19 protein-coding genes and 1 pseudogene are annotated in these 20,960 nt (G+C 72.7%); 7 read left to right on the forward strand and 13 right to left on the reverse strand.

Features of this window, described 5'->3' with window-relative positions; translation table 11 throughout:
- Positions 1-40: 40 nt before the first annotated feature.
- Genes AZE13_RS38440 through AZE13_RS36460 form a run of 3 tightly spaced genes read right to left on the reverse strand, consistent with a single transcriptional unit; the run spans position 41 to position 1,514 of the window.
- Positions 41-700 carry a hypothetical protein gene (locus AZE13_RS38440; RefSeq protein ID WP_258528031.1) on the reverse strand — a complete coding sequence of 220 codons (660 nt, stop codon included), beginning with the start codon at positions 698-700 and terminating at the stop codon, positions 41-43.
- Positions 700-1,242, reverse strand: coding sequence for an RNA polymerase sigma factor (locus AZE13_RS27905; protein ID WP_079124441.1), 543 nt, complete (start codon positions 1,240-1,242; stop codon positions 700-702). The genes AZE13_RS38440 and AZE13_RS27905 overlap by 1 nt, the downstream gene beginning before the upstream one ends.
- On the reverse strand, positions 1,239-1,514 hold the full coding sequence (locus tag AZE13_RS36460) for a hypothetical protein (RefSeq protein ID WP_147264738.1): 276 nt from the start codon (positions 1,512-1,514) through the stop codon (positions 1,239-1,241). The genes AZE13_RS27905 and AZE13_RS36460 overlap by 4 nt, the downstream gene beginning before the upstream one ends.
- A gap of 823 nt (positions 1,515-2,337) precedes the next feature.
- Between AZE13_RS36460 and AZE13_RS39110 the strand changes: the two genes are divergently transcribed.
- On the forward strand, positions 2,338-3,027 hold the full coding sequence (locus AZE13_RS39110; RefSeq protein ID WP_066937883.1) for a transglycosylase family protein: 690 nt from the start codon (positions 2,338-2,340) through the stop codon (positions 3,025-3,027).
- Between the two features lie 247 nt (positions 3,028-3,274).
- Here the strand turns inward: AZE13_RS39110 and AZE13_RS27915 are convergent, their stop codons facing one another.
- The 4 genes from AZE13_RS27915 to AZE13_RS27930 form a co-directional block, all read right to left on the reverse strand.
- Positions 3,275-3,709, reverse strand: a complete 435-nt coding sequence (locus tag AZE13_RS27915) for a CBS domain-containing protein (protein ID WP_066937886.1) — start codon at positions 3,707-3,709, stop codon at positions 3,275-3,277.
- Between the two features lie 383 nt (positions 3,710-4,092).
- The gene (locus tag AZE13_RS27920; protein ID WP_066937889.1) at positions 4,093-5,556 is read right to left on the reverse strand and encodes an SDR family oxidoreductase; all 1,464 of its coding nucleotides are present in this window, start codon (positions 5,554-5,556) and stop codon (positions 4,093-4,095) included.
- A 185-nt stretch (positions 5,557-5,741) separates the two neighbouring features.
- Entirely contained in the window at positions 5,742-6,092 is a 351-nt protein-coding gene (locus AZE13_RS27925) for a PASTA domain-containing protein (RefSeq protein ID WP_258528032.1), read from the reverse strand.
- A gap of 13 nt (positions 6,093-6,105) precedes the next feature.
- Positions 6,106-7,017 (reverse strand): DMT family transporter, encoded by a 912-nt coding sequence (locus AZE13_RS27930; protein ID WP_066937892.1) that lies wholly within the window; start codon positions 7,015-7,017, stop codon positions 6,106-6,108.
- A gap of 321 nt (positions 7,018-7,338) precedes the next feature.
- Here AZE13_RS27930 and AZE13_RS27935 point away from each other — a divergent pair, with 321 nt between their 5' ends.
- The gene (locus AZE13_RS27935; protein WP_258528033.1) at positions 7,339-7,542 is read left to right on the forward strand and encodes a hypothetical protein; all 204 of its coding nucleotides are present in this window, start codon (positions 7,339-7,341) and stop codon (positions 7,540-7,542) included.
- A 69-nt stretch (positions 7,543-7,611) separates the two neighbouring features.
- Here the strand turns inward: AZE13_RS27935 and AZE13_RS27940 are convergent, their stop codons facing one another.
- A complete protein-coding gene (locus tag AZE13_RS27940; protein WP_066937895.1) occupies positions 7,612-7,845 on the reverse strand; it encodes a hypothetical protein in 234 nt (77 codons plus the stop codon).
- A gap of 201 nt (positions 7,846-8,046) precedes the next feature.
- Here AZE13_RS27940 and AZE13_RS27945 point away from each other — a divergent pair, with 201 nt between their 5' ends.
- Positions 8,047-8,379 (forward strand): hypothetical protein, encoded by a 333-nt coding sequence (locus tag AZE13_RS27945; RefSeq protein WP_066937896.1) that lies wholly within the window; start codon positions 8,047-8,049, stop codon positions 8,377-8,379.
- Positions 8,380-8,421: 42 nt separating this feature from the next.
- Positions 8,422-8,646 (forward strand): annotated as a pseudogene (locus AZE13_RS38455) (M4 family metallopeptidase); the annotation flags it as partial.
- A gap of 18 nt (positions 8,647-8,664) precedes the next feature.
- Here the strand turns inward: AZE13_RS38455 and AZE13_RS27950 are convergent.
- The gene (locus tag AZE13_RS27950; protein ID WP_066937897.1) at positions 8,665-11,337 is read right to left on the reverse strand and encodes a SpoIIE family protein phosphatase; all 2,673 of its coding nucleotides are present in this window, start codon (positions 11,335-11,337) and stop codon (positions 8,665-8,667) included.
- Positions 11,338-11,740: 403 nt separating this feature from the next.
- Here AZE13_RS27950 and AZE13_RS27955 point away from each other — a divergent pair, with 403 nt between their 5' ends.
- Complete coding sequence (locus AZE13_RS27955; RefSeq protein WP_066937898.1) at positions 11,741-12,079, forward strand: hypothetical protein; 339 nt, start codon at positions 11,741-11,743, stop codon at positions 12,077-12,079.
- 55 nt (positions 12,080-12,134) lie between these two features.
- Here AZE13_RS27955 and AZE13_RS27960 read toward each other — a convergent pair whose 3' ends face one another.
- The gene (locus AZE13_RS27960) at positions 12,135-13,571 is read right to left on the reverse strand and encodes an APC family permease (RefSeq protein WP_079124442.1); all 1,437 of its coding nucleotides are present in this window, start codon (positions 13,569-13,571) and stop codon (positions 12,135-12,137) included.
- 276 nt (positions 13,572-13,847) lie between these two features.
- Positions 13,848-15,953, reverse strand: a complete 2,106-nt coding sequence (locus AZE13_RS27965; protein ID WP_066937899.1) for a SpoIIE family protein phosphatase — start codon at positions 15,951-15,953, stop codon at positions 13,848-13,850.
- A 786-nt stretch (positions 15,954-16,739) separates the two neighbouring features.
- Here AZE13_RS27965 and AZE13_RS27970 point away from each other — a divergent pair.
- On the forward strand, positions 16,740-18,284 hold the full coding sequence (locus AZE13_RS27970; RefSeq protein ID WP_066937902.1) for an AMP-binding protein: 1,545 nt from the start codon (positions 16,740-16,742) through the stop codon (positions 18,282-18,284).
- Positions 18,285-18,340: 56 nt separating this feature from the next.
- On the opposite strand, the gene AZE13_RS27975 is transcribed toward AZE13_RS27970, so the two are convergent.
- Together AZE13_RS27975 and ligD are read right to left on the reverse strand one after the other, a co-directional pair.
- Positions 18,341-18,541 (reverse strand): hypothetical protein, encoded by a 201-nt coding sequence (locus tag AZE13_RS27975; protein WP_147264739.1) that lies wholly within the window; start codon positions 18,539-18,541, stop codon positions 18,341-18,343.
- Between the two features lie 178 nt (positions 18,542-18,719).
- Positions 18,720-19,733, reverse strand: a complete 1,014-nt coding sequence (ligD, locus tag AZE13_RS27980) for a non-homologous end-joining DNA ligase (protein WP_066937905.1) — start codon at positions 19,731-19,733, stop codon at positions 18,720-18,722.
- Between the two features lie 111 nt (positions 19,734-19,844).
- On the opposite strand from ligD, the gene AZE13_RS27985 reads away from it, so the two are divergent.
- Positions 19,845-20,906, forward strand: a complete 1,062-nt coding sequence (locus AZE13_RS27985) for an ATP-dependent DNA ligase (RefSeq protein ID WP_066937906.1) — start codon at positions 19,845-19,847, stop codon at positions 20,904-20,906.
- Positions 20,907-20,960: the final 54 nt, after the last annotated feature.

Below are 20,960 nucleotides of genomic sequence, written 5' to 3' on the forward strand. Positions count from 1 at the left end.
CGAGAAACACCCGCGGCGGGACGGCCGACAACGTGGGAAGTCACCCGAGCGCAAGCTCTCGCGGCAGATGCTTCTGCCGGAGGAAGGTCTGCAGGCTCCCGTCCCAGGTGCGGGCGAACTCCTGGGCCGGCTCCGAGGTGCCTCTGACGGGGACGGGAAGGTGGCGGTCGGGGGCGAACCCCATCATCCGGGCGATCGTCCGCCAGAGCCGGGCGTCGGTGGTGCGGCCGACGGCGGCGTGGTGCACGGCGAGCAGGTGCGCGGCGAGCTCGTCGCCGGCGCCGGCCGCGAAGCGCCACCAGTACAGGGCGCTGTCCCACTTGTCGAGAGTGTAGAGGAGGCAGGCGAAGGTGCGTGCGCCGGCCGCGTCGTAGTCGGCGGCGAACGCCCCGAGGGTGTCGATGTCCTTGGAGCGGAGCACGACGTGGCACAGCCGCCGGGCCTCCGTGAGAACGGCCGCGGGGGCGGTCGCCTGGTCGAGAATGGGGGTGGGCCGGCGGCGCCGGCGGCCGCGGGTGGGCGCCGGGCGCACCGGTGCGGGGCGGATGCCGCCGATCATCCGGCGGGTGACGGGGTCACGGTCGCGGCCGGTGCCGTCGGCGATCCGGGCGGCCAGCAGCTGGGTGAAGGCCACCGGGTCGTGGTCGGCGAACTCCCTGCTGAAGGCCTCGGCTTGGCGTCGTAGCAGGTCTTCGACCATCACTTGTCCTTTCCGGTCCCGCGGGAACCGTGCGTCATGATCTCCTTGAGCCGCTGCAGCCCGATGCTGGTGCTGACCTTCACGGCGCCGGGGGTGGTGCCCAGGCGCTCGGCGATCTGGTCGTACGACAGGCCCGCGAGGTGGCGCAGGCGTACGGAGTTGGCCTGGAGCGGCGCGGTGGACTCCAGTTCGTCCAGTGCGCGGTCGAGCGGCTCGTAGCTGCGCAGCTCCTGGAGGTAGGCGGTGTCGGGCGGGTCGGCATACGGCTGGACGCGGCTGTTGCGGATCTCGCGTCGGTAGAAGTCGGCGATGACGCCGTTGAGGATGGTGTACGCGAGGGCCTTCGGATTGTCGTGCGCGAGGATGCGCTCCCATTTGGTGTACATCCGGCAGCCGGCCTCCAGGGTGGCTTCCTCCGCGTCCCGGCGGTCCCGGAGGCGGGAGGCGGCGAGGGCGAGGAGGGCCTTCTGTTCACGCTGGAAGAAGACTTCGAAGTCCAGCGGCAGGTCGGTCGGGCTGGCCAGGGGAGAGTGCTCGTTCACCGGGTCTCCTCACAGCAGTGGCCCGCTTGTGGTCGCGGCGGGGGCGGGACGGCGGCCTCCGGTGGCGCGCCGTGCCACGGGCGGTCCGGGGTGAGGGTGCCGCACCACGGGGGTGCAATGGTGGCGACGGTGGCGTGGTGGTGCTCCGCTCGCGTCTGCGAGGCGGTGCGCACCACGTGCCGGACAAGGGCGTCGAGTCCTGTGGCGGTCAACCGGTAGACGCCGAGCAGTGCCAGCGCGTACCAGGGCCATGAGTGCCCCAAGTGCTCCACGAGCCCTCCCTTCATGTGAGTTGCTGCCACCCACGTCGTTGCGGGTGGGACGGAACAGGAGTCGCGTTCCTTGCCCCTCTCACCGACGAGAGGGGCCCCTGGGGTTAATCAGGCTTCGCACAGAATCAGCACAAAGTGATCGATCAATTGCAGACTGTGCGCCCACCTGCACTTTCCTCCTTCAGGGGTGATCAACGCCACACTCATAGAAGGTTTAATGACCAGTAACTCCCGTTCGAAAAGCGGTCGTTCGCATACGCAACGGAGGAGACGGGGTGTCAGCAGGCCTTCGCGATCCGCCCGGAAGGTGCGGTTCCCTCCCGATCGCCGGCATCGATCCGTTTCGCACCCGTAACGGCCGTTCCGAACTCGCCCGGACGGACGGGTTGTTGCACTCTCGCCCGCGGGGCGGGACGAGACGTTGCACTCCCCAAAGGTCCGTGCGCGGTGCGTGCGGTACTGCGCAGCGCGTGCACCGAACGCGGTGGATGCGCTGGGCGGACCCCCCGGACGGCGCCGGTGATCGTCCGGCCGCGGAGCGCCCTGCGCGGACGAGGTGCCGGATGCGCCCCTGCCGCTCGGAGCGGGCGCGCCGTGGGCAGGCATGCCCGTGCTCCGGAGACAAGGGGGCAGGCCGAGCCGGGACAGCGCTACCGCGCGCTCTGCCGATGCGAACTCGGTGCGTGGTTGTCTCATCCCCGTCGAATTCACGGCGCCGCACGGAAATCGCGTTCCGGGACCCACTCGGATACGAGGACCGTAAAGCGCCGGGTTTCCTCAACAGCCGCCGGGAAACCGCGCGGCGGACGACGGGAGCACACGCATGGAATTTCCTCAGGAATCGGAGTCGACCGCCCGGAGTGAATTCCGGGGGTACGGGGTGCGCGGAATCACGGCGGCGGCCGTACTGCTGGCGGCCGGCACACTGAACGTCGCGGCCGAGCAGCCGGCCGAGGCCGCGCCGAGCGGCACCTGGGACCGGCTGGCCGGGTGCGAGAGCGGGGGGAACTGGCGCATCGATACCGGCAACGGCTTCTCCGGCGGGCTGCAGCTGGCCCACTCGACCTGGCGGTCCTACGGCGGCCGGGCGTACGGGTCCCGGGCGGCGCAGGCCAGCCGGGCACAGCAGATCCACGTGGCGGAGCGGGTGTTGGCCCGGCAGGGGTGGGGTGCCTGGCCGGCCTGCTCGGCGCGGCTCGGGCTCACCTCGGCCACACCGCACCGGGCCCCGCGCGTCTCACCCCCGCGCCGCGCGCCGCAGCGGGAGGCCCATGCGGCCCGGGAACGCGTCCGGCGCCCGCAGGCCCCCGTGAAGCGGTACAAGGTGCACCGGCCGCCGCTCTCCGGCAGCTCGGTCGTCGTCAACTCCGGGGACACCCTGAGCGGTATCGCCTGTGTACGCGGATTCCGCTGGCAGGATTTCTACCGGGTGAACCGCGCGACGATCGGCGCGGATCCGGACCTCATTCTCCCCGGAATGCGACTGGCCGTACCGAAATCCCACCACAACTGAGCACCCGCAACTCCGCACAGAAAACGGACCGATCGAGCAGCGAGGAAAACCCGGCCAGGCGCCGGTGAAGCGCATGCGGAATACCCGGGTATTCCCAGGCGTGGGTAGCAGGCCGTCCGTGGCGCCGCGGACGGCCTGCCCGCGCGGTGCGGGCGGGGCCACGGCGCCGGCGGTGCCGTCGTGCGAGGGGGCCCGACCCCGGGAACAGGCGGAGAAGGCCCGCCCGGGAGGATCGGGCCGACAGGGCCTAGGCGGTCGCGTAGACGCCGGTGGCGAACTCCGCGATCTGCTTGTCGTTGAGGTTCTTGGCGATGTTGGCCTCGGTGATCATGCCGACCAGCTGGTGGCCGCCCTTGACGTCGATCACCGGCAGCCGCTTGATGTGGTTGCTCTCCATGATCTCCAGTGCCTTGGTGGCCTCCGCGTCGGCGTCGATCCAGTGCAGGTCGCCGCTGAGGGTGCCGGCCTGTACGGTCGCCGGGTCGATCCCGTCGGCACAGCAGGTGACGACGATGTCCCGGTCGGTGATCACGCCGGTGAGCCTGTTGTTGTCGCCGCAGATGGGCAGGCATCCGACGTCGAGGTCACGCATCATCCTGGCCGCGTCGTACAGCGACTCATGCGCGCCCACGCAGCGCGCACCGCCGGTCATGATGTCTCGCGCGGTGAGTTTGCCGGCCATGGTTCCTCCCGTCTCAGGAGCGTTGCTTGCCTCGCTTTCGATGACACCACGATTGACCGGGTGGCGCTCCCCGGGAACGGACGGGGTACGCGCCCACCCGCGGCGGTCCGCCGGTGGTCGGAACGGCCCCGGTGGCGCACCGCCTTCCGGCCGTCTTCGGCGACCGCCGGACCCGGCTCCGCCCCCGGGCGCAGGGTCGGCGGCCGTGACGGTGAACCCCACGGTGGAGTCACTGGAGCGGACCGGTGCTGAGCCGGGTGCGCCCGGTGTTCGTCAACCAGGCGGCCGCGGCGAGCGGTTGCGCGTACTGGAGCGGCATCACGCCCGCCGGGGACGGGCGGGGCGCTGACGGCGGGCCCAGCCGAAGGGCGAGCGACCGGCGGTCACCAGGCCATCGGCGCGTAGTCCTTCAGGAAGCAGCCGTGCAGATCCTCGCCCCGCTCACCCCGGACGATCGGGTCGTAGACCCGCGCCGCGCCGTCGACCAGATCGAGCGGGGCGTGGAAGCCCTCGGCCGCCAGCCGCATCTTCTCGGGGTGCGGCCGCTCGTCGGTGATCCAGCCGGTGTCGACGGCGGTCATCAGGATGCCGTCGGTCTCCAGCATCTCGCGGGCGCTGGTGCGGGTGAGCATGTTCAGCGCGGCCTTGGCCATATTGGTGTGCGGGTGGCCCGGGCCCTTGTAGCCGCGGCTGAACTGGCCCTCCATCGCCGAGACGTTGACGACGTACTTGCGGCGGGCCGGGGAGGCGGCCATCGCCGGGCGGAGCTTGCTGACCAGCAGGAACGGCGCGGTCATATTGCACAGCTGCACTTCGAGCAGCTCCACCGGGTCGACCTCGTCCACCTTCTGGATCCAGCTGTTGGTGGCGTGCAGGTCCGGCACCAGGCCGCCCGCGTCGATGGCGGTACCCGCCTCGATCCGGGCCGGCGAGGCGGAGCCGGTGGTCAGGGCGAGCGCGGTCACCTCGTCGGCGCTCAGCGCGCCGGACCGGGCCGACGAGGACGCCGGCAGGGCCGTGGGGGTGCCACTGCCGAAGTGCCCGAGGACGAGGGAGGCGGGCAGCTCACCGGCGGGCAGCGGGGCGGACTCGGCGGCGACCAGCTGGGCGTACGCCTCCGGCGACCGCCGCACCGTCTGCGCGGCGTTGTTGATCAGGATGTCGAGCGGGCCTTCCGCGCTCACCTCGTCGGCGAGCGCGATGACCTGGGCCGGGTCACGCAGGTCGATCCCGACGATCTTCAGCCGGTGCAGCCACTCCGCGCTGTCCGGCATCGCCGTGAAGCGGCGGACGGCGTCGTTCGGGAAGCGGGTGGTGATCGTCGTGTGGGCGCCGTCGCGCAGCAGCCGCAGCGCGATGTACATGCCGATCTTCGCCCGGCCGCCGGTGAGCAGCGCGCGCCGGCCGGTGAGGTCGGTGCGTGCGTCACGGCGGGCCCGGTTCTCCTCGGCGCAGGTCCGGCACAGCTGGTGGTAGAACGCGTCGACCTCGGTGTAGCGGGACTTGCAGACATAGCAGCACCGGGGGCGCTCGAGGATGCCGGCGATCTCCGTGGTCACCGAGGTGGTGAGGGCCAGACCCTGGGTCTCGTCGTCGATCCGGCCGGGCGCGCCGGTGGCGGTGGCCGCGGTCACGGCGCGGTCGTTGGCGGTCTTCGCCGCCCGGCGCTCCTGCCGCCGGCGCTGCTTGACCGTGCGGTAGATGCCGGCGGTGGCGCGCCGTATGGTGATCGCGTCGGGGTGGTCCAGCGGCAGCGCGTCCAGTTCCTCGAGCACGCTGAGGCAGACCGCCATCCGCTCCGCGTCGATACCCGCGCCGTCGGTCCGGCCTGCTTCGGTCACCGTCATCGCCGCTGCCGCTTTCCTGGGGTCGTACGTCCTGGTCACGATGCCTGTACAGGAAGTTGTCCGTGCAAGCTTCGGCGGAACTGTACGTAGCCCGGGGCGGCTCCGCCAAACCGGTACGGTCCGGCGCCCTTGCCGGACCCGGCCGTACGCGGTGGTCTCCCGGGCCGTGCGTCGGGCCGCGGTGCTCACCCGGTGCCGGTCCCGCACCGTTCGCGGTGCTTGACGACGGTGAGCGTGACCTTCCGGCCGTCCATCGGGGCGCCCGGCCGCGGGCTCTGGCCGCAGACCTTCCAGGACCCCGGCCAGAGCACCAGGCGGCGGGCGCCGCGTCCGTCGGTGAACCGGATCGTGGTGTCGTAGTCGAGGGCCTGGTAGGCGGTGACCAGGGTCCTGCCGGTCACATCGGGCATGGTGCCGCCGTCGGCGTACGCGGGCCCGGCCGGGGCCAGGACGGACAGGGGTACGGCGGACAGGGCCAGGGTGGACAAGGTCAGCGCGGTGGCCGTGGCGGTCTTCGTGATGGGATCGGTGTTCACGGACTGGGAACGATCACTGTGGCGGCCGGTCACCTGCGGGCTCGGCCGTCCGGCCCTGTGCGGCGCCCGCCAGGTCCTGGGCGAGGGCGCCCCGGGAGAGCTGTACGGCGCCCCACACGACCAGACCGAGGCCCAGCACCTCGGGGACCAGCCACCAGCCGGCCCGGACCCGTTCGTCGAAGAGGGTGACGCCCAGCGACAGGCTCACCAGCGCGTCGCCGAGGGTGAGGACCGGCTGGGAGGCGGTCAGCGGACCGGACTGCATGGCGTTCTCGAAGAGCAGGAGGGCCAGCACCCCGGTGAGCGCGAAGCCGTACGTCTGCCACGAGGCGAAGAACCGGGCGGGGCCGTCGGCCTGCCAGAGGGAGGTGGCGTCCTTCAGCAGGGCCGCGGTGAGGGCGTAGGCGACGGCCGCGGATGCGGCGAAGCAGGCCGCCCGGACGCCGCCCGCGCCGCGGCGCAGTCCGGCGCCCGCCGTGGTGACGATCACCCCGCCGCAGACCGCGAGGGCGGGGATCCAGCGGTCGAACGGGGCCCGGTCGGTGCCGATGGTGGGCGCGGCGGCGGCGAGGGCGGAGCCGAGTCCGACGACGAGCAGCGCCACACCGCGCCGGCCGGCGCGCGGGATCCGTCCGCCGAGCACCAGCCGGCCGATGAGCAGGGCCAGCGGAAGTTCGAGGACGAAGAGGGGCTGGACGATCGACAGCGCGCCGCGCGAGAGCGCCAGTGCCTGGAAGCAGGCGGCGGCGAGCACTCCGAGCATCCCGCCGAGCCAGGCGGCGTGGTGCAGCAGATCGACGAACAGGCCGAGCCGCAGCCGGCGGGAGAGCGGGACGGTACGCGCCGCGCGCCGTTGCAGCACGGTGGCCAGCGCGTTGCTGACCGCCGCGAGCAGGGCGAAGAGCACGGTGGACCAGGTGGTCATGGCCCACCTCCCGTGCTCTCGCCACTTCCGCTGCTCCGGTCCGCCGGTCCGCCGGTCCGCCGGTCCGCCGGTCCGCCGGTCCGCCGGTCCGCCGACGACGCTATCGCCAGGACGGCACGGCGCGGCCGGCGACACGGGCACCCGCTCCGCACACATGGCCCTGCCTCGCCGGGCCCGGCCGCCCGGAATCCGCCCAAAACAGGGGAAACTCCCGGGTTTTCGTCGTGTGTTACCGGCTGCGCCCGGTGACGGATGAGAAGATCGAGCCCAGCATCAGCATCCGCCGAGCGATTCCTCGCTCCCGCGCAGTTGGGAGTTGATGTGTCCGACAACAGATCCGCACTGAACGACAAAGCAGCTCTGCTGAGTCAGCGCGCCGCCGTCATCCTGCTGCTGGGCGTCCTCACGGCCCTCGGCGCCGGCGTCCTCACCTGGTGCAACGGCGGCACCCTGGCCTCCGCGGCCCTCGTGGGCGGCGCGGCCTTCGGCGCCGGGGTCACGTTCTTCCACTCCGTCATCGACTGAACTCCGCCATCCCCCGACCCACCCTGTCAGGCGGCAGGGCCGCTGTCACCGGCCCTGCCGCCTGCCCCGTCACCGGCCGAACTGCCCGTCGTACGTGCCGTCGTTCAGGAACACACCGAGCACGGCGCTGCCCAAGTCCGGTAGCCGGCACAGCACTTCGGCGAGTCGGCGGCCCCTCCCCCGGTCTCCGGCCGGGGCCCCCGCCTCGGTTCGCCGGGCCGGGCCGCCGACGGCGGTCAGCCCGGCGCCGTCGGGGCGGGCGGGCCGGCAGCGGCCGGTTTCTTTGAAGGGGAAACGACCCATGGGCGCAGCCGGGGGCCGGGTCGGCGCGGTACCGGCCGGACCGCCGGCTCCCCGGTGTGACCGCGGACGCCCTCCAGGTCACGGGCCGGAAACGTCCGGAATTCAAGGCTCCGCATACGGTGCGCCGCCACACCGCAAGTGCCAGACTTGAGGCACCGCGCCCGGCCGCCCGCCGAGGCCCCTGTCGCCGAGGGGAACACCATGACCTGGGCATCCTGGACCACCGTCGGAATCCACGCGCTTCCCGACACGGTGCGCACCGAGGAGATCGGCGTACTCAACGGCGACCTGACCATCCACACGACCTGGTCGGAAGACCTGGCCCACGTGGCCGTACAGCACACCGGGTCCTCGGACTGGTACACCATGGCCGGCAGCCCCGTCCCCTGTCCTTCCGAAGAGGCCAGCCGCAGCTTCCACCAGGCCGTCGTCGAAGCCGTACGGGGCGGTGAGCGCGCCGACGCGTCCCTGGAGGAGCTCTTCGCGGCGGCCGCTCCGGCGGACCCGCAGACCCCGCAGCGCGACGGCTCCTAGCCCCGGCGCCCCCTTCTCCGTACGCGCTTCCCGTTCCCCCCGAACCCGCCGAACCACCTGATGGGCGAGTTGCTCGGCCTGGCGCAGAAGTTCCTGCGCCGCCTGGACAAGCCGTCCCTCGACGAGCTCGAACACGCCGTCGGCTACTGGTCGGAGGAGTCCTGCGGCACCGACGTGCACGGCATCGGCCGGGACAAGGCGACGGCGGTCTTCTGCCGGGCGCTCACCCGGTACATGGTCTCCACGACCGACTTCCATGACGCCCGGCGTCGTGCGGCCCCGCGGTCAGACGGACTGCTCCGTCCAGATGACCTTGCCGCCGCCGGTGTAGCGGGTCCCCCAGCGCTCCGCGAGCCGGGCGATCAGGAAGAGGCCCCGGCCGCCCTCGTCCGTGGTGGCGGCCCGGCGCAGATGCGGCGAGGTGCTGCTGTGGTCGGAGACCTCGCAGATCAGCGAGGCGTCGCGGATCAGCCGTACGTGGATGGGGCCGGAGGCGTAGCGGATGGCGTTGGTGACCAGTTCGCTGAGGATCAGTTCGGTGGTGAACGCCGCGTCCGTCAGCCCCCACTCGGTCAGCTTGCGCACGGCCATGGCGCGTACCCGGGCCACGGCGGAGGGGTCGGGCGGCACGTCCCAGTCGGCGACCTGTGCGGCGTCCAGTACCCGGGTGCGGGCGACGAGCAGCGCGATGTCGTCGCTGGGGCGCTCCGGCAGCAGCGCGCCGAGGGCGGCGTCGCAGATCTCCTCCGGGGTCCGTTCGGGGTGGCCGGCGAGGGTGCGGGTGAGCAGCGCCATCCCCTCGTCGAAAGCGCGGTGGCGGTCCTCGACGAGTCCGTCGGTGAAGAGGATCAGCCGGCTGTCCTCCGGCAGCCGCAGCTGCCAGGTCTCGAAGGGCAGACCGCCGAGGCCGAGCGGCGGGCCGCCGGGTACCTCGGCGACCTCGGCGGTGCCCTCCGGCCGCAGGACGAGGGGCTGGACGTGGCCGGCGCGCGCCATGGCGCAGGTGCCGGACGCCGGGTCGTAGATGGCGTAGAGGCAGGTGGCGCCGGTGACCGTGGCCGCGGCGCCGCCGGATCCCTCGTCCTGGTCGATCCGGGTGACGAGTTCGTCGAGGTGCCAGAGGAGTTCGTCGGGCGGCAGATCCAGGTTCGCGAAGTTGTGGACGGCGGTGCGCAGCCGGCCCATGGTGGCGGCGGCGTGCAGGCCGTGCCCGACGACATCGCCGACGACCAGCGCCACCCGGGCGCCGGGCAGCGGGATGATGTCGAACCAGTCGCCGCCGACGCCGCCGAGTCCGCCGCGCCCGGCCTGGGCGGGCAGGTAGCGGTAGGCGGCCTCGACGGCGTTCTGCTCGGGCAGGGCACGCGGCAGCAGGCTGCGCTGCAGGGTGATCGCCATGGTGTGCTCGCGGGTGTAGCGGCGGGCGTTGTCGATGCTCACCGCGGCGCGGGCGACCAGTTCCTCGGCGAGCGAGAGGTCCTCGTCCTCGAACGGCGCGGGGTCCCGGGAGCGCCAGAAGATGACCACGCCGAGGAGGGTGCCGCGGGCCCGCAGCGGGACGGCGGTCATCGAGTGGATACCGTGCGCGACGATCTTCCGGGCGCGCTCGGGGTTCTGCCGCTGCCAGCCGCCGTATGCGGCCAGGTCGGTTTCGAGGACCGGCCGGCCGCTGGTGATCCCGGCGCCGAGCTCGGTGGCCGGGTCGAAGCGGATCGTTTTGCCGACCGGATACAGGCCGCTGTCCGGGGGGAGGCCGACGGCCGCGGTACGCCGCATCTCGACGCCGGCGGCGAGGGACGGCGTCGGCTCCGCGCCGGTCAGCACCTCCTCGGCCAGGTCGACGGTGACGATGTCGGCGAACCGGGCCGCGGCGAACTCCGCGAGCTCCTCGCAGGTGCGGACCACGTCGAGGGTGGTGCCGATCTCCGCGCCGGCGTCGTAGAGGAGTTTCAGGCGCCCGCGGGCGACATCGGCCCGGCCGGTGACCGCCCTCAGCTCGGTGGTGTCCCGGAGCGTGGTGACACTGCCGGGCGGGCCGCCGGCCTGGTCCGTGGAGCGCTGGTTGACGGCCAGCAGCCGTTCGCCGACCGGGTGGACCTCGTCGGTGACGGCGCGGCCGGAGGCCAGCAGCCGGGCAGTGCCGGGGTCGAGACCGAGGTCGGCGATCCGGCATCCCTCGACGTCCTCCGGCAGGCCGAGCAGCCGGCGGGCCTCGTCGTTGGCGAGCAGCACCCGGCCGTCCCCGCCGACGATGATCACGCCTTCCCGTACGGCGTGCAGCACCGCGTCGTGGTGCTCGTACATGCGGGTCATCTCGGCGGGTCCGAGGCCATGGGTCTGGCGGCGCAGGCGCCGGCTGACCAGCGCCGTACCGCCGGTGGCGAGGAGGAGGACGCCGGCCGCGGCACCGAACAGCAGCGGGAACTGCTGGTCGGCGACGCCGCTGACCTTCTCGATGGTGATCCCGGCGGAGACCAGCCCGACGATCTTGCCGTCCTTGCCGAGGACCGGGACCACGGCCTGGACGAGGGGCCCGATGGTGCCGGTGATCTTCTCGGTGACGACACCGCCGCGCTGCGCCGGCCCCAGCGTGCCGACGAAGTGCTTGCCGATCCGGTCCGGGATCGGGTGGGTGTAGCGGATCCCCCGGGTGTTCATGACGACGATGAAGTCGACGGCGGAGAGCTTGCGGGCGGTCTCGGCCCGCGGTTGCAGTGCGGCGGTCGGGTCGGGGCTCCGCAGCGCTTCGTCGAGGCCGGGCGCGGCGGCGAAGGCGTGGGCGACGGCGAGGGATCTGTGGCGGGCCTCGCGCTCCGAGTCGGACCGGGACTGCAGCACGAGCGCCGCCATGGCTGCGGCGACGAGCATGACCACGATCGCGACCTGCAGGAGAAAGACCTGGCCTGCGACAGTTCGCATCCTCGGAACGGAACGCGGGCGGCCGTAGCGTCCGGCCATGTCCTCTTTCTACACCTCCCGCTTACGGTGGGCGAGCTGCCCGCTGCGGAGCGCAGCAGCAGCTCAGGCCCGTGCCGGGGCCTCACGGGCTGTTCGAGGATGGTCCCGTGATCCGGGTCCGGGCGCCAGAGGGCGGGAAGTCCCGGCGGTAGGTTTTACCGCCGCCGCGGACCGTACGGTGCCCGCCGCCCGCACGGCGCCCGGGTACGGGACCGGGTATGTAACTCTCCCCACAGGTTTGATGTCGCGTCCGGCGGTTCCAGATCGGCCGAGCGATCTGGCGCTCGGCACAACATGCCTGGTCAGACGGGGTCACCGGACGCGGGGAGCCGGCGCGCGGGTGCGGCCGGGGGCGGGCCGGCGGCCCGGTGGCCCGCGGTGGCGGTGTGAGACGTTCGTGGGCATGCATGTTCCCGAGGAGATCCGTGCCGACGCGGCGGCGCTCATCGACAGCCACGCACGGGGACGGTGGAAGCCCGGCGGCACCGACCGGCAGGTCGCCCGCGCGCTGTTCCGCTTCCTCGAGACCGGCGCACCGCTGACGGGTGAGCAGGTCCGGTCGGTCCTGGCGCACGCGGCACCGCCGGACGGTGCCGGCGACCGGCTGCCGGAGCTGCTGCGGAGGGCGGCCGGGCTCCTCGACGACGCGGAGACGGCCGAGGGCCCGGCCGGCCGCGACGCCGTCGACCATGTCTGCCTGCTCCTGGACGCCGTGGCACTGACGAGGCCGGCGGACCGGTAGACGGGGCTGCCCGGCGGCCCGCCGCGCACCGCTCCCGGGGGCTGCGCCAGCCGCCTCACCCGGAGGTGGACGCCGGCGCCGCGTCCGCAGAGGACGCCGGGGACGCCTCCGCAGGCTGCCCGGCGGACGTCCCGGCCGGGGCCCGGCCGTCCTCGGGGACCGAGATGACCCAGTGCGTGTCCTGGCGCGGACGCAGATAGCACACCCAGTACAGCCCGGCGACGGCGACGATGGCGCCGGTGATGACCAGGCTTCTGGTGCTCTGCCGGCCGAGGACCCAGACGAGTACCGCGATCAGCAGCACCGGGAGCGCCGGCCACAGCGGCATCCGCCAGGCCATCCGGTGCTTGAGCGCGCCCCGGCGGGCGACCAGGGCGCCCAGGGCGACGAAGGCGTACATCGCGGCGACGGCGACGCCGGTGACCTCGCTGAGCGTGTCGAGGCGGACGAAGCACAGCGCGGCCCCGGGGACCCCGACCGCGAGGGTGGCCGCCCACGGGGAGCCGAAGCGCCGTCCGACGTGGGAGAAGACGCGGTTGACCGCGGTCGGCCAGGCCGCGTCACGGGCCGAGGCGAAGACCACACGGGAGTTCTGAATCACCATCACGATCGCCGCGTTGACGATCGCCAGGGCGATGCAGAGGCTCACGAAGACGCCGGTGCCGGAGTTGCTCCACTCCCGCACCATGCCCGCGATGTCACCGGCGCCGAGGGTCTCCAGGTCAGGGGCGCCGAGGGTGATCGCGACGACGGGGACCAGGACGACGGCCGCACCGATGGCGAGCGTCCACAGCACCGTGCGGGAGACGTTGCGGCGCGGGTTCTCCATCTCCTCGGCGAGGTACACCGCGGTGGAGAAGCCCTGGAGGATGAAGAGCGCGGAGGCGAGTCCGGTGACGATCAGGCCGGCGGTCACGGCCGTGCTCTGTCCGTTGCCGGCGTCGATGACGGGCTGGACAAGTACGGACGCGGGGCGCCGGGTGTGGCTGAAGCCGAGGAAGGCGACGACCGCGCAGGCCACGATCTCCAGGACGAGGAAGATGCCGGTGAGCCAGGCGTTGGCGCGCAGGTCGAGCAGCCCCATGACGGTGGCCAGCAGCAGCACGCCGGCGGCGGTGTACTGCGGATCCAGTCGGATGACCGGGGCCAGGTAGTCGGCGGTGCCCAGGGCGATGATGGGCGGCACGATCATGACGACGATCAGGGAGAGGACGAAAACCAGCCACCCCGCCAGACGGCCCATGAGGGTGCCGACCATGGCGTATTCACCGCCGGAGCTGGGGATCAGCGTGCCGAGCTCGGAGTAGGCGAAGGCCACCCCGACGCAGAGCAGGCCCGCGACGGCGATGGTCAGGGCGGTACCCGTGCCCAGTCCGGCGAACGAGTCCGGCACGATCACGAACAGCGAGGACGCCGGGGTCAGACAGGACAACGTGAGCAGCGTGCCGCCGACCACACCGATCGACCGGGTCAGCTGGGGGGTGTTCGTCATCCGTATCCCATCGATCCTGGCGGCGGCGGGGACCGCGCTGCGGGACGTGCGCCGCGAAGCGGGAGGAACCCGGCTCACCGCAGGCGCCGCTGTGGTGACCGAATACAACCCCTGCCGTCGACTGCCGTCAAGACCTCGTCAAGAGTGCGAGACAACGAAATCCGCAGCAGAAGACGCCACATGAACCCGTATCCATGGCGAATACGTGCCGCCAAAGCGGATTTCGCGGCGAACTGTGCGGCTACGGATTCCGCCGGCCACTCCCCCGCAACGCGCTCATCTCCCCTTCGCGGGAACCCGGTTCGCCCGGACCCGGGCGATGAGCAGCGCGACATCGTCGTGGCCGTGCGCGTCGCGCAGCTCGCCCAGGAGCCGGTCGCAGAGGCCTTCCAGGTCGTGCTCGGGCCCCGGCACGGCGAGGAGGGTGAGCAACGTGTCCAGGCGGGCGTCGATGGCCTGTTCGCGGGTCTCGATCAGGCCATCGGTGTAGAGGACCAGCCGGTCGCCGTCGCGCAGCGGAATCGTGGTCTGCTCGAAAGGCACCCCGCCGACGCCGAGCGGGGCACCGGTGGGCAGGTCGAGCAGCTCGGGCGGCTGTCCGGCGCGTACCAGGACGGGCGGCAGATGCCCGGCGACGGCGATCCGGCACAGGCTGCGGTGCGGGTCGTAGACCGCGTACAGGCAGGTCGCGAAGGCCGGGTCGAGGCCGGCGGCGATGTGGTCGAGGTGCCGGAGCACCTCGGCGGGGTCGAGGTCGAGGTCGGCCAGCGCGCGGGCGGTGGTACGCAACTGGCCCATGGTGGCGGCGGCGTTGATGCCGCTGCCCATGACGTCGCCGACGACCAGGGCCGTCTTGTCGCCGGCCACCGGGATGGCGTCGAACCAGTCGCCGCCGACCTCGCTGGCCGCCTGGGCCGGCTGGTAGCGGTAGGCGATCTCCATGGCCGTGGGCTGCGGCGGCCGGTGGTTCATCAGGTGGCGCTGGAGGGTGAGCGCGGTGCGGCGTTCGCTCTGGTAGGAGCGGGCGTTGTCGATGCACACCGCCGCCCGCGCGGCCAGCTCGACGGCGAGCACCGCGTCGTCCTCGTCGAACGGCACCGTGTTGCGGGCGCGGTACAGCGAGAGCGCCCCGAGCACCTCGCCCCGGGCGATCAGCGGCACGGCCAGGTAGGAGTGCACTCCGGCCCGGCCGAGGCAGGCGGCGCCGTCCTGGTCCGCGGCTATGTGCGCCAGGTCCTCCTCCGCCACCCGGGCGACGAGCACCGGGCGGGACTCGGTCACACAGCGGGTGACGAGCCGGTCGCCCCCGTAGGAGACGAGACCGCCCGTGGGGCCGGTGGCGCGGAGGGCGTCCGCCGGGTGGGCGGCGGACGCCGCGAGGGCATGGAAGCGGACGGCTCCGCCGTGGGACGGCGCGGCGGTGCGCCGGCCGTCCAGGGCGGAGTCGAGGACGTCGACCGTGGCCAGGTCCGCCAGTTCGGGCACGATGACGTCGGCCAGCTCACGTGCGGTCTGGTCGACGTCGAGGGTGGTGCCCACGGTCGCGGAGGCGTCGGCGATGACGGCCAGCCGGCGGCGGGCGCGGGCGGCGTCGGCGGCGGCCCGGTGCTGTTCGGTGATGTCCACGACGGAGGTGGCCAGCCCCAGGACCCGGCCGTGGGGGTCCTCCAGCCGGTAGTACGACACCGACCAGGCCTGGTCGGCGGCGGGGTCGGCGGCGGTGCCGCCGGCAGTGAACTGGTCGAGCAGCGGCCGGCCGGTCCGCAGGACCTCCCGCATCCGGGACACGATGGTTTCGGTGTCCAGGAAGGACAGGGCCTCGCGGACGTGGCGGCCGATGTGCCGGTCGGCGGGGAGGCCGTTGATGCGCTCCAGCGCCGGGTTGACCATGACGTACCGGAGCCCGGTGTCCAGCACCGCCAGGCCGATCGGCGACTGGGCCACCAGGCGTACCGACAGCGCCAGATCCCGCTCCACCCGCCGCAGTACGGCCTGGTCGGTGGCGATACCCAGGGCGTAGGACTCGCCGTGCTCGTCGAGCAGCCGCATGTTGCGGAATTCGACGAGCCGTGTGCCGCCGTCCTTGTGCCGCACCGGGAAGACCCCGGCCCAGCTCTCGCCGCCGGCCATGACCTGCGAGAACAGCCGCAGTACCAGCTCCATGTGTTCGGGTGCGACCAGGAGCTGGGCTGCGGGCCGGCCCAGCGCCTCCCGCGCGGTCCAGCCGAAGAGCTGCTCGGCCTGGGGGCTCCACAGGGCGATCCGCCCGTTCGCGTCCAGCATCACGGCGGCCACGCCGAGTACGTCCAGCAGGCCGCCGGGCCGCCCCGGCGTGGCCCCGACCGAGGCAGCGCCGTCGGGGATCGCGTCGGTCGCACCCATCCAGGCACTCCTTCCGCCGGTCACCGCTGACCGACAGCCATGGCGCTCTCCGTACATCGGCCGATTCTCGCCGTGCTCGCCGCTGTCCCCCATCATCCCTCCACACGGGACGGCCCCGCAGGGAGAGCGAGAACCGCAGGGCAGGGGCGCCCCGTGCGCGAGGGAGCATTATCCGCCGCCCTCCCCGGACCGGCGACCGAGTTGGCGATATCGGGGGACGAGGAATCCGGCCGGAGTTCCACGACTTCCAGCCGCACTCCGACCCGGCCGCACTCCGACCCGGCCGCACCCCGGACCCCGGCCGCACCCCGGAGCCCGGAACCCAGCCGCGGTCCGGTATCGGGACCCCGGCCGCGCCTCGGAGTCCGGAACCCAGCCGCGCCTCAGTGCCCGGACCCCGGCTGCGGCTCAGTGCACCAGGTACGCGTCGCCCGACGTGGCCGGCCCCGGAAAACCACAGGAATACACAGCCGCCCCCAGGGAATACCCGCCCACCCCCGGCCTGTTGTGGCCCCACAGGGGCCCTCGCGTCCCCTAGGGGATCTGTTCGACCGCCCCTTACGGGATGCGGGCACCCGCCGCAGGATCCATGGAGCGACAGTGCCCATGGAGCGCCGCAAGTGGGGTGCGCGCCGGAGGGGTGGTGGGCGGCGTCTGGGCCGCGGAATCCGACTTGGGATGTCGATCTCCAGCGACTATCCTACCTTTGTTGCCTCCAGCAACTAAATATCGCGCACCCCGGCGGCAGCGACCTCGGCCGCCGGCGTCAGGAGGAAGCCCACCATCATGTCCATAGATGACCGGACGTTCCGTACCTACATGGAGGAGAACCTCGATGTCCTTAGCGCAGACCCCGCACATGAAGCCGTGGTCCACCAAGGACGCCGGGTAACGGCGGGCGAGTTCCGTTCGCTGGTGTACCGGATGGCGCGGGCGCTGCGCGCCCAGGGCGTCGGCCCGGAAGCCACCGTCACCCTGCTCAGCGGCAACCTCCCGGAGGCCCTGGCCGCCCGTTACGCGGCCAATCTGGTCGGCGCCCGGGTCAATCACCTCTACAACAAGCTGTCCGCCGAGTCCCAGGCCGCCATCGTCCGCGACGTGGAGACCCGCGCCCTGGTCATCGACCCCCGCTACGCGGAACGGGCCGCCGAAGTCACGGGGTTGGCACCGGTGCCGGACGTCCTGGTGCTCGGCCCGGCGAAGCTGGGCACGGACCTGCTGGAGCTGGCGGCCGGGCAGTCCGACGCGCCGTTCGACAGCCTCGCCGGACCGGACGACATCTGCACCATCCGCCACACGGGAGGCACCACCGGCCACCCCAAGGGCATCTGCACCACCTTCGAGCAGGCCCGCTGGTTCAGCGGAGTACTGGCGGACGACGACGGGGCCGAGCGCCGGCAGCTGGTCTGCACGACCCTCGCGCACGCCGCGGGGCTGCTGGCCGACAACACGCTGTCCGCGGGCGGCACGGTCGTCCTGCTCGACGACTTCGACCCGGCCGAGGTGCTCGCCGCCATCGAACGCGAGCGCATCACCGACATGTTCCTGCTGCCGCCGCTGCTCTACCAGCTGATGGACCACCCGGACGCGCAGCACACCGACACCTCCAGCCTGCGGACCGTGACATACGGCGGCTGCCAGGCGTCGCCGACCCGGATCGCCGACGCGGTACGGCGGTTCGGCCCGGTGCTGATGCAGGGGTACGGGCAGAACGAGGCCGGCGGCATCAGCGTGCTGCGCCAGGAGGAGCACGACCTGTCCCGCCCCGACCGGCTGCGCTCCGCGGGCAAGGTGCTGGACGACGTCGAGGTGGCGATCCGCGACGAGTCGGGCCGGGATCTGCCGGTGGGCGGGCACGGCGAGGTCTGCGTGCGGTCCAAGATGATCATGAAGGGGTACTGGAAGCAGCCCGAGCTGACCGCCGAGGTCCTGAGGGACGGCTGGCTGCACACCGGCGACATCGGATTCCTCGACGCCGAGGGCTACTTGACGATCGTTGACCGGATCAAGGACATGATCGTCGTGGTCGGCGGCCATGTGTACACCACCGAACTGGAGGACCTGCTGAACTCGCACCCGCAGGTCCTGCAGAGCGCGGTGTTCGGCGTCCGTGACGCCGACCGGATGGAACGGGTGCACGCGGTGGTGGTGCGGACGCCCGAGGGCACGGTCGACGAACAGCAGCTCCGCGAGATGGTGTCCGCCGAGCGCGGAGCGATGTACGAACCGGCCCGGATCACCTTCGTCGAGGCACTGCCGCTGACCGACGCCGGAAAGCCGGACAAGAAGGAGCTGCGCCGGCAGGCCGAGCGGGAGACCGCCGCCGGATGACACGCACCGGGCCGCCGCGACGCAGTGCCGCGGCGGCCCGCCCGTGCTACGGCCGTTCAGAGCCCCAGGAGGCTGTTGAGGCCGGCTCGGAGCCCATCGAAGGAGTCGATACCGGACTCGTCGGCGCTTTGCTGACCGCCGTCGTCGCGGTGGCTGACCGGCTTCTCGGGAACGGCCGAGGCCACACCGGCGAGCGGGACGACGATGGCGGAGGCAAGCGCCGCGGCCGCGACGGAACGTCCTATGAACTTGCGCATGACCTCTCCCATATGACAGGAAATCTGACAATCGGATGAGTACCGCGCAGTGTCGCACCCTCCACGGACCCCGCGCAGGGCCACTCCGACGGACCCGGCGATTGCCCCGTTCGTACCCAGCCGTGCGCCGGTACCCGCGCCCGGGACCGGTCCCGGTCCGGGCCGGTCCCGGTCCGGGTCAGCGCTTACGGGCCCGGCTCGGCTGGACCCGGGCCGGCTCGCCCGGCATCTTCGGATGGTCGGGGGGATAGGGCAGATCGCCCAGCCCGTCCTCCGCCTCGTGCCGCTCCGCGAGCTCCAGGAGCGACTCCAGGCCGAAGGCGTGGTCCGCCATGTCGGCGTGCACATCGCCCAGTTCGGCAAAGCGCGGCGGGACCGTGCGCAGATCGAAGTCCTCGGGCTCGGCGTCCGGCAGCTCCTCCCAGCGGAGCGGGGTGGAGACGGTCGCCCGCGGCCGGGCACGCAGTGAGTACGCCGACGCGATGGTCCGGTCCCTGGCCATCTGGTTGTAGTCGACGAAGACCTTCGCGCCGCGCTCCTCCTTCCACCACGCCGAGGTCACCAGCTCCGGCATCCGCCGCTCCATCGCCCGGGCCAGGGCGATCGCGGCCCGTCTGACCGCGGTGAACGTCCAGCGGGGCCGGATCGGTACGTAGACGTGCACCCCGCGGCCGCCAGAGGTCTTGGGCCAGCCGCGCAGGCCGTGTTCGGCGAGCAGACCGCGCAGTTCACGGGCGACGCGGACGGCGTCCGCGAAATCCGTGCCGGGCTGCGGGTCGAGGTCGATCCGCAGTTCGTCGGGGTGATCGGTGTCGGCGCAGCGTACCGGCCACGGGTGGAAGGTCAGGCAGCCCAGGTTGGCGGCCCACAGGACGGCGGCGGGCTCGGTGGGGCAGATCTCGTCGGCGAACCGGCCGCTGGGGAAGGTGATACGGGCGGTGGGCAGCCAGTCCGGGAGGCCCTTGGGGGCCCGCTTCTGGTAGAAGAACTCGCCGTCGACGCCGTCCGGGAAGCGCTGCAGGGTGGTGGGCCGGTCGCGCAGGGCCCGCAGCACCCCGTCCGCGACGGCGAGGTAGTACTGCGCGACATCGAGCTTGGTGAAGCCGCGCTCCGGGTAGTAGATCTTGTCGGGGTTCGACAGGCGCACCGCGCGCCCCGCGACGTCCAGCTCGACAGCTCCGCCTCCGGCCATGCCTCCACGCTAGGTTCCGGCCGGCTTCGGCGCGCGCCGGGCGGCTTTCGCCCGGACGGGACGGGTCCGGGCCGGCGCGCGGGAAGCGTGTCCGGCCCCGAGGATCGAGGTATGGACCTGCCTGTGATGCCCCCGGTCTCCCCGATGCTCGCGAAGCCGGTGGCGGACATCCCCGCCGGGATGCAGTACGAGGCCAAGTGGGACGGCTTCCGGGTCATCGTCTTCCGGGACGGCGACGAGGTCGAGATCGCCAGCCGTACGACGAAGCCGCTCACCCGCTACTTCCCCGAGGTGGCCGGCGCCGTACGGGCGCAGCTGCCGCGGCGCTGTGTCGTCGACGGCGAGCTCGTCATCGCCCATGACGGCCGACTGCACTTCGAGGAGCTGCTGGAGCGCATCCACCCGGCGGACTCCCGGGTCCGGACGCTCGCCGAGCGGACTCCCGCCTCCCTCGTCGCCTTCGACCTGCTGGCTCTCGGCCCGGACGCGCTGCTGGACGCGCCGCAGACGGTGCGCCGGGAGGCGCTGATCGGGGCGCTGCGGCCGGCCCGGGCGCCGGTGTACACCGCCCCCGCGACGACGGACCGGGAGCTGGCGCGGCGCTGGTTCACCCAGTTCGAGGGGGCGGGTCTGGACGGGGTGGTCGCCAAGCCGCTCGATCTGCCGTACCGGCCGGGCGAGCGTGTGATGTTCAAGGTCAAGCATGCCCGGACCGCCGACTGTGTCGTCGCGGGCTACCGGCTGCACAAGAGCGGGCCGGTGGTCGGCTCCCTGCTGCTGGGCCTCCATGACGACTCCGGGCAGCTGCAGCACGTCGGGGTGTGCGCCTCGTTCCCGATGGCGCGCCGGCGCGCGCTGGTCGAGGAGCTGGCGCCGCTGCGGATGGACGAGGCCGCGGACCACCCGTGGGGTGCCTGGACGGACGAGGCGGCCCACGCGTCCCGGCGGATGCCGGGCGGGCCGAGCCGCTGGAGCGGCGGCAAGGACCTGTCGTGGGTGCCGCTGCGCCCGGAGCGGGTGTGCGAGGTCGCCTACGACCACATGGAGGGCAGCCGGTTCCGGCACACCGTCCGGTTCCGCCGCTGGCGCCCCGACCGTACGCCGGAGAGCTGCACCTACGCCCAGCTGGCGGAGCCGGTCGGCTACGACCTGGGAGAGCTGCTGCGGGACTGACGGCGGCGCGCGGCGGTCCGGGGCGCGGTATCGGGGGTCAGGGGTGTCAGGAGG

It is taken from the genome of Streptomyces sp. NBRC 110611 (assembly GCF_001590865.1).
GTDB lineage: Bacteria > Actinomycetota > Actinomycetes > Streptomycetales > Streptomycetaceae > Streptomyces.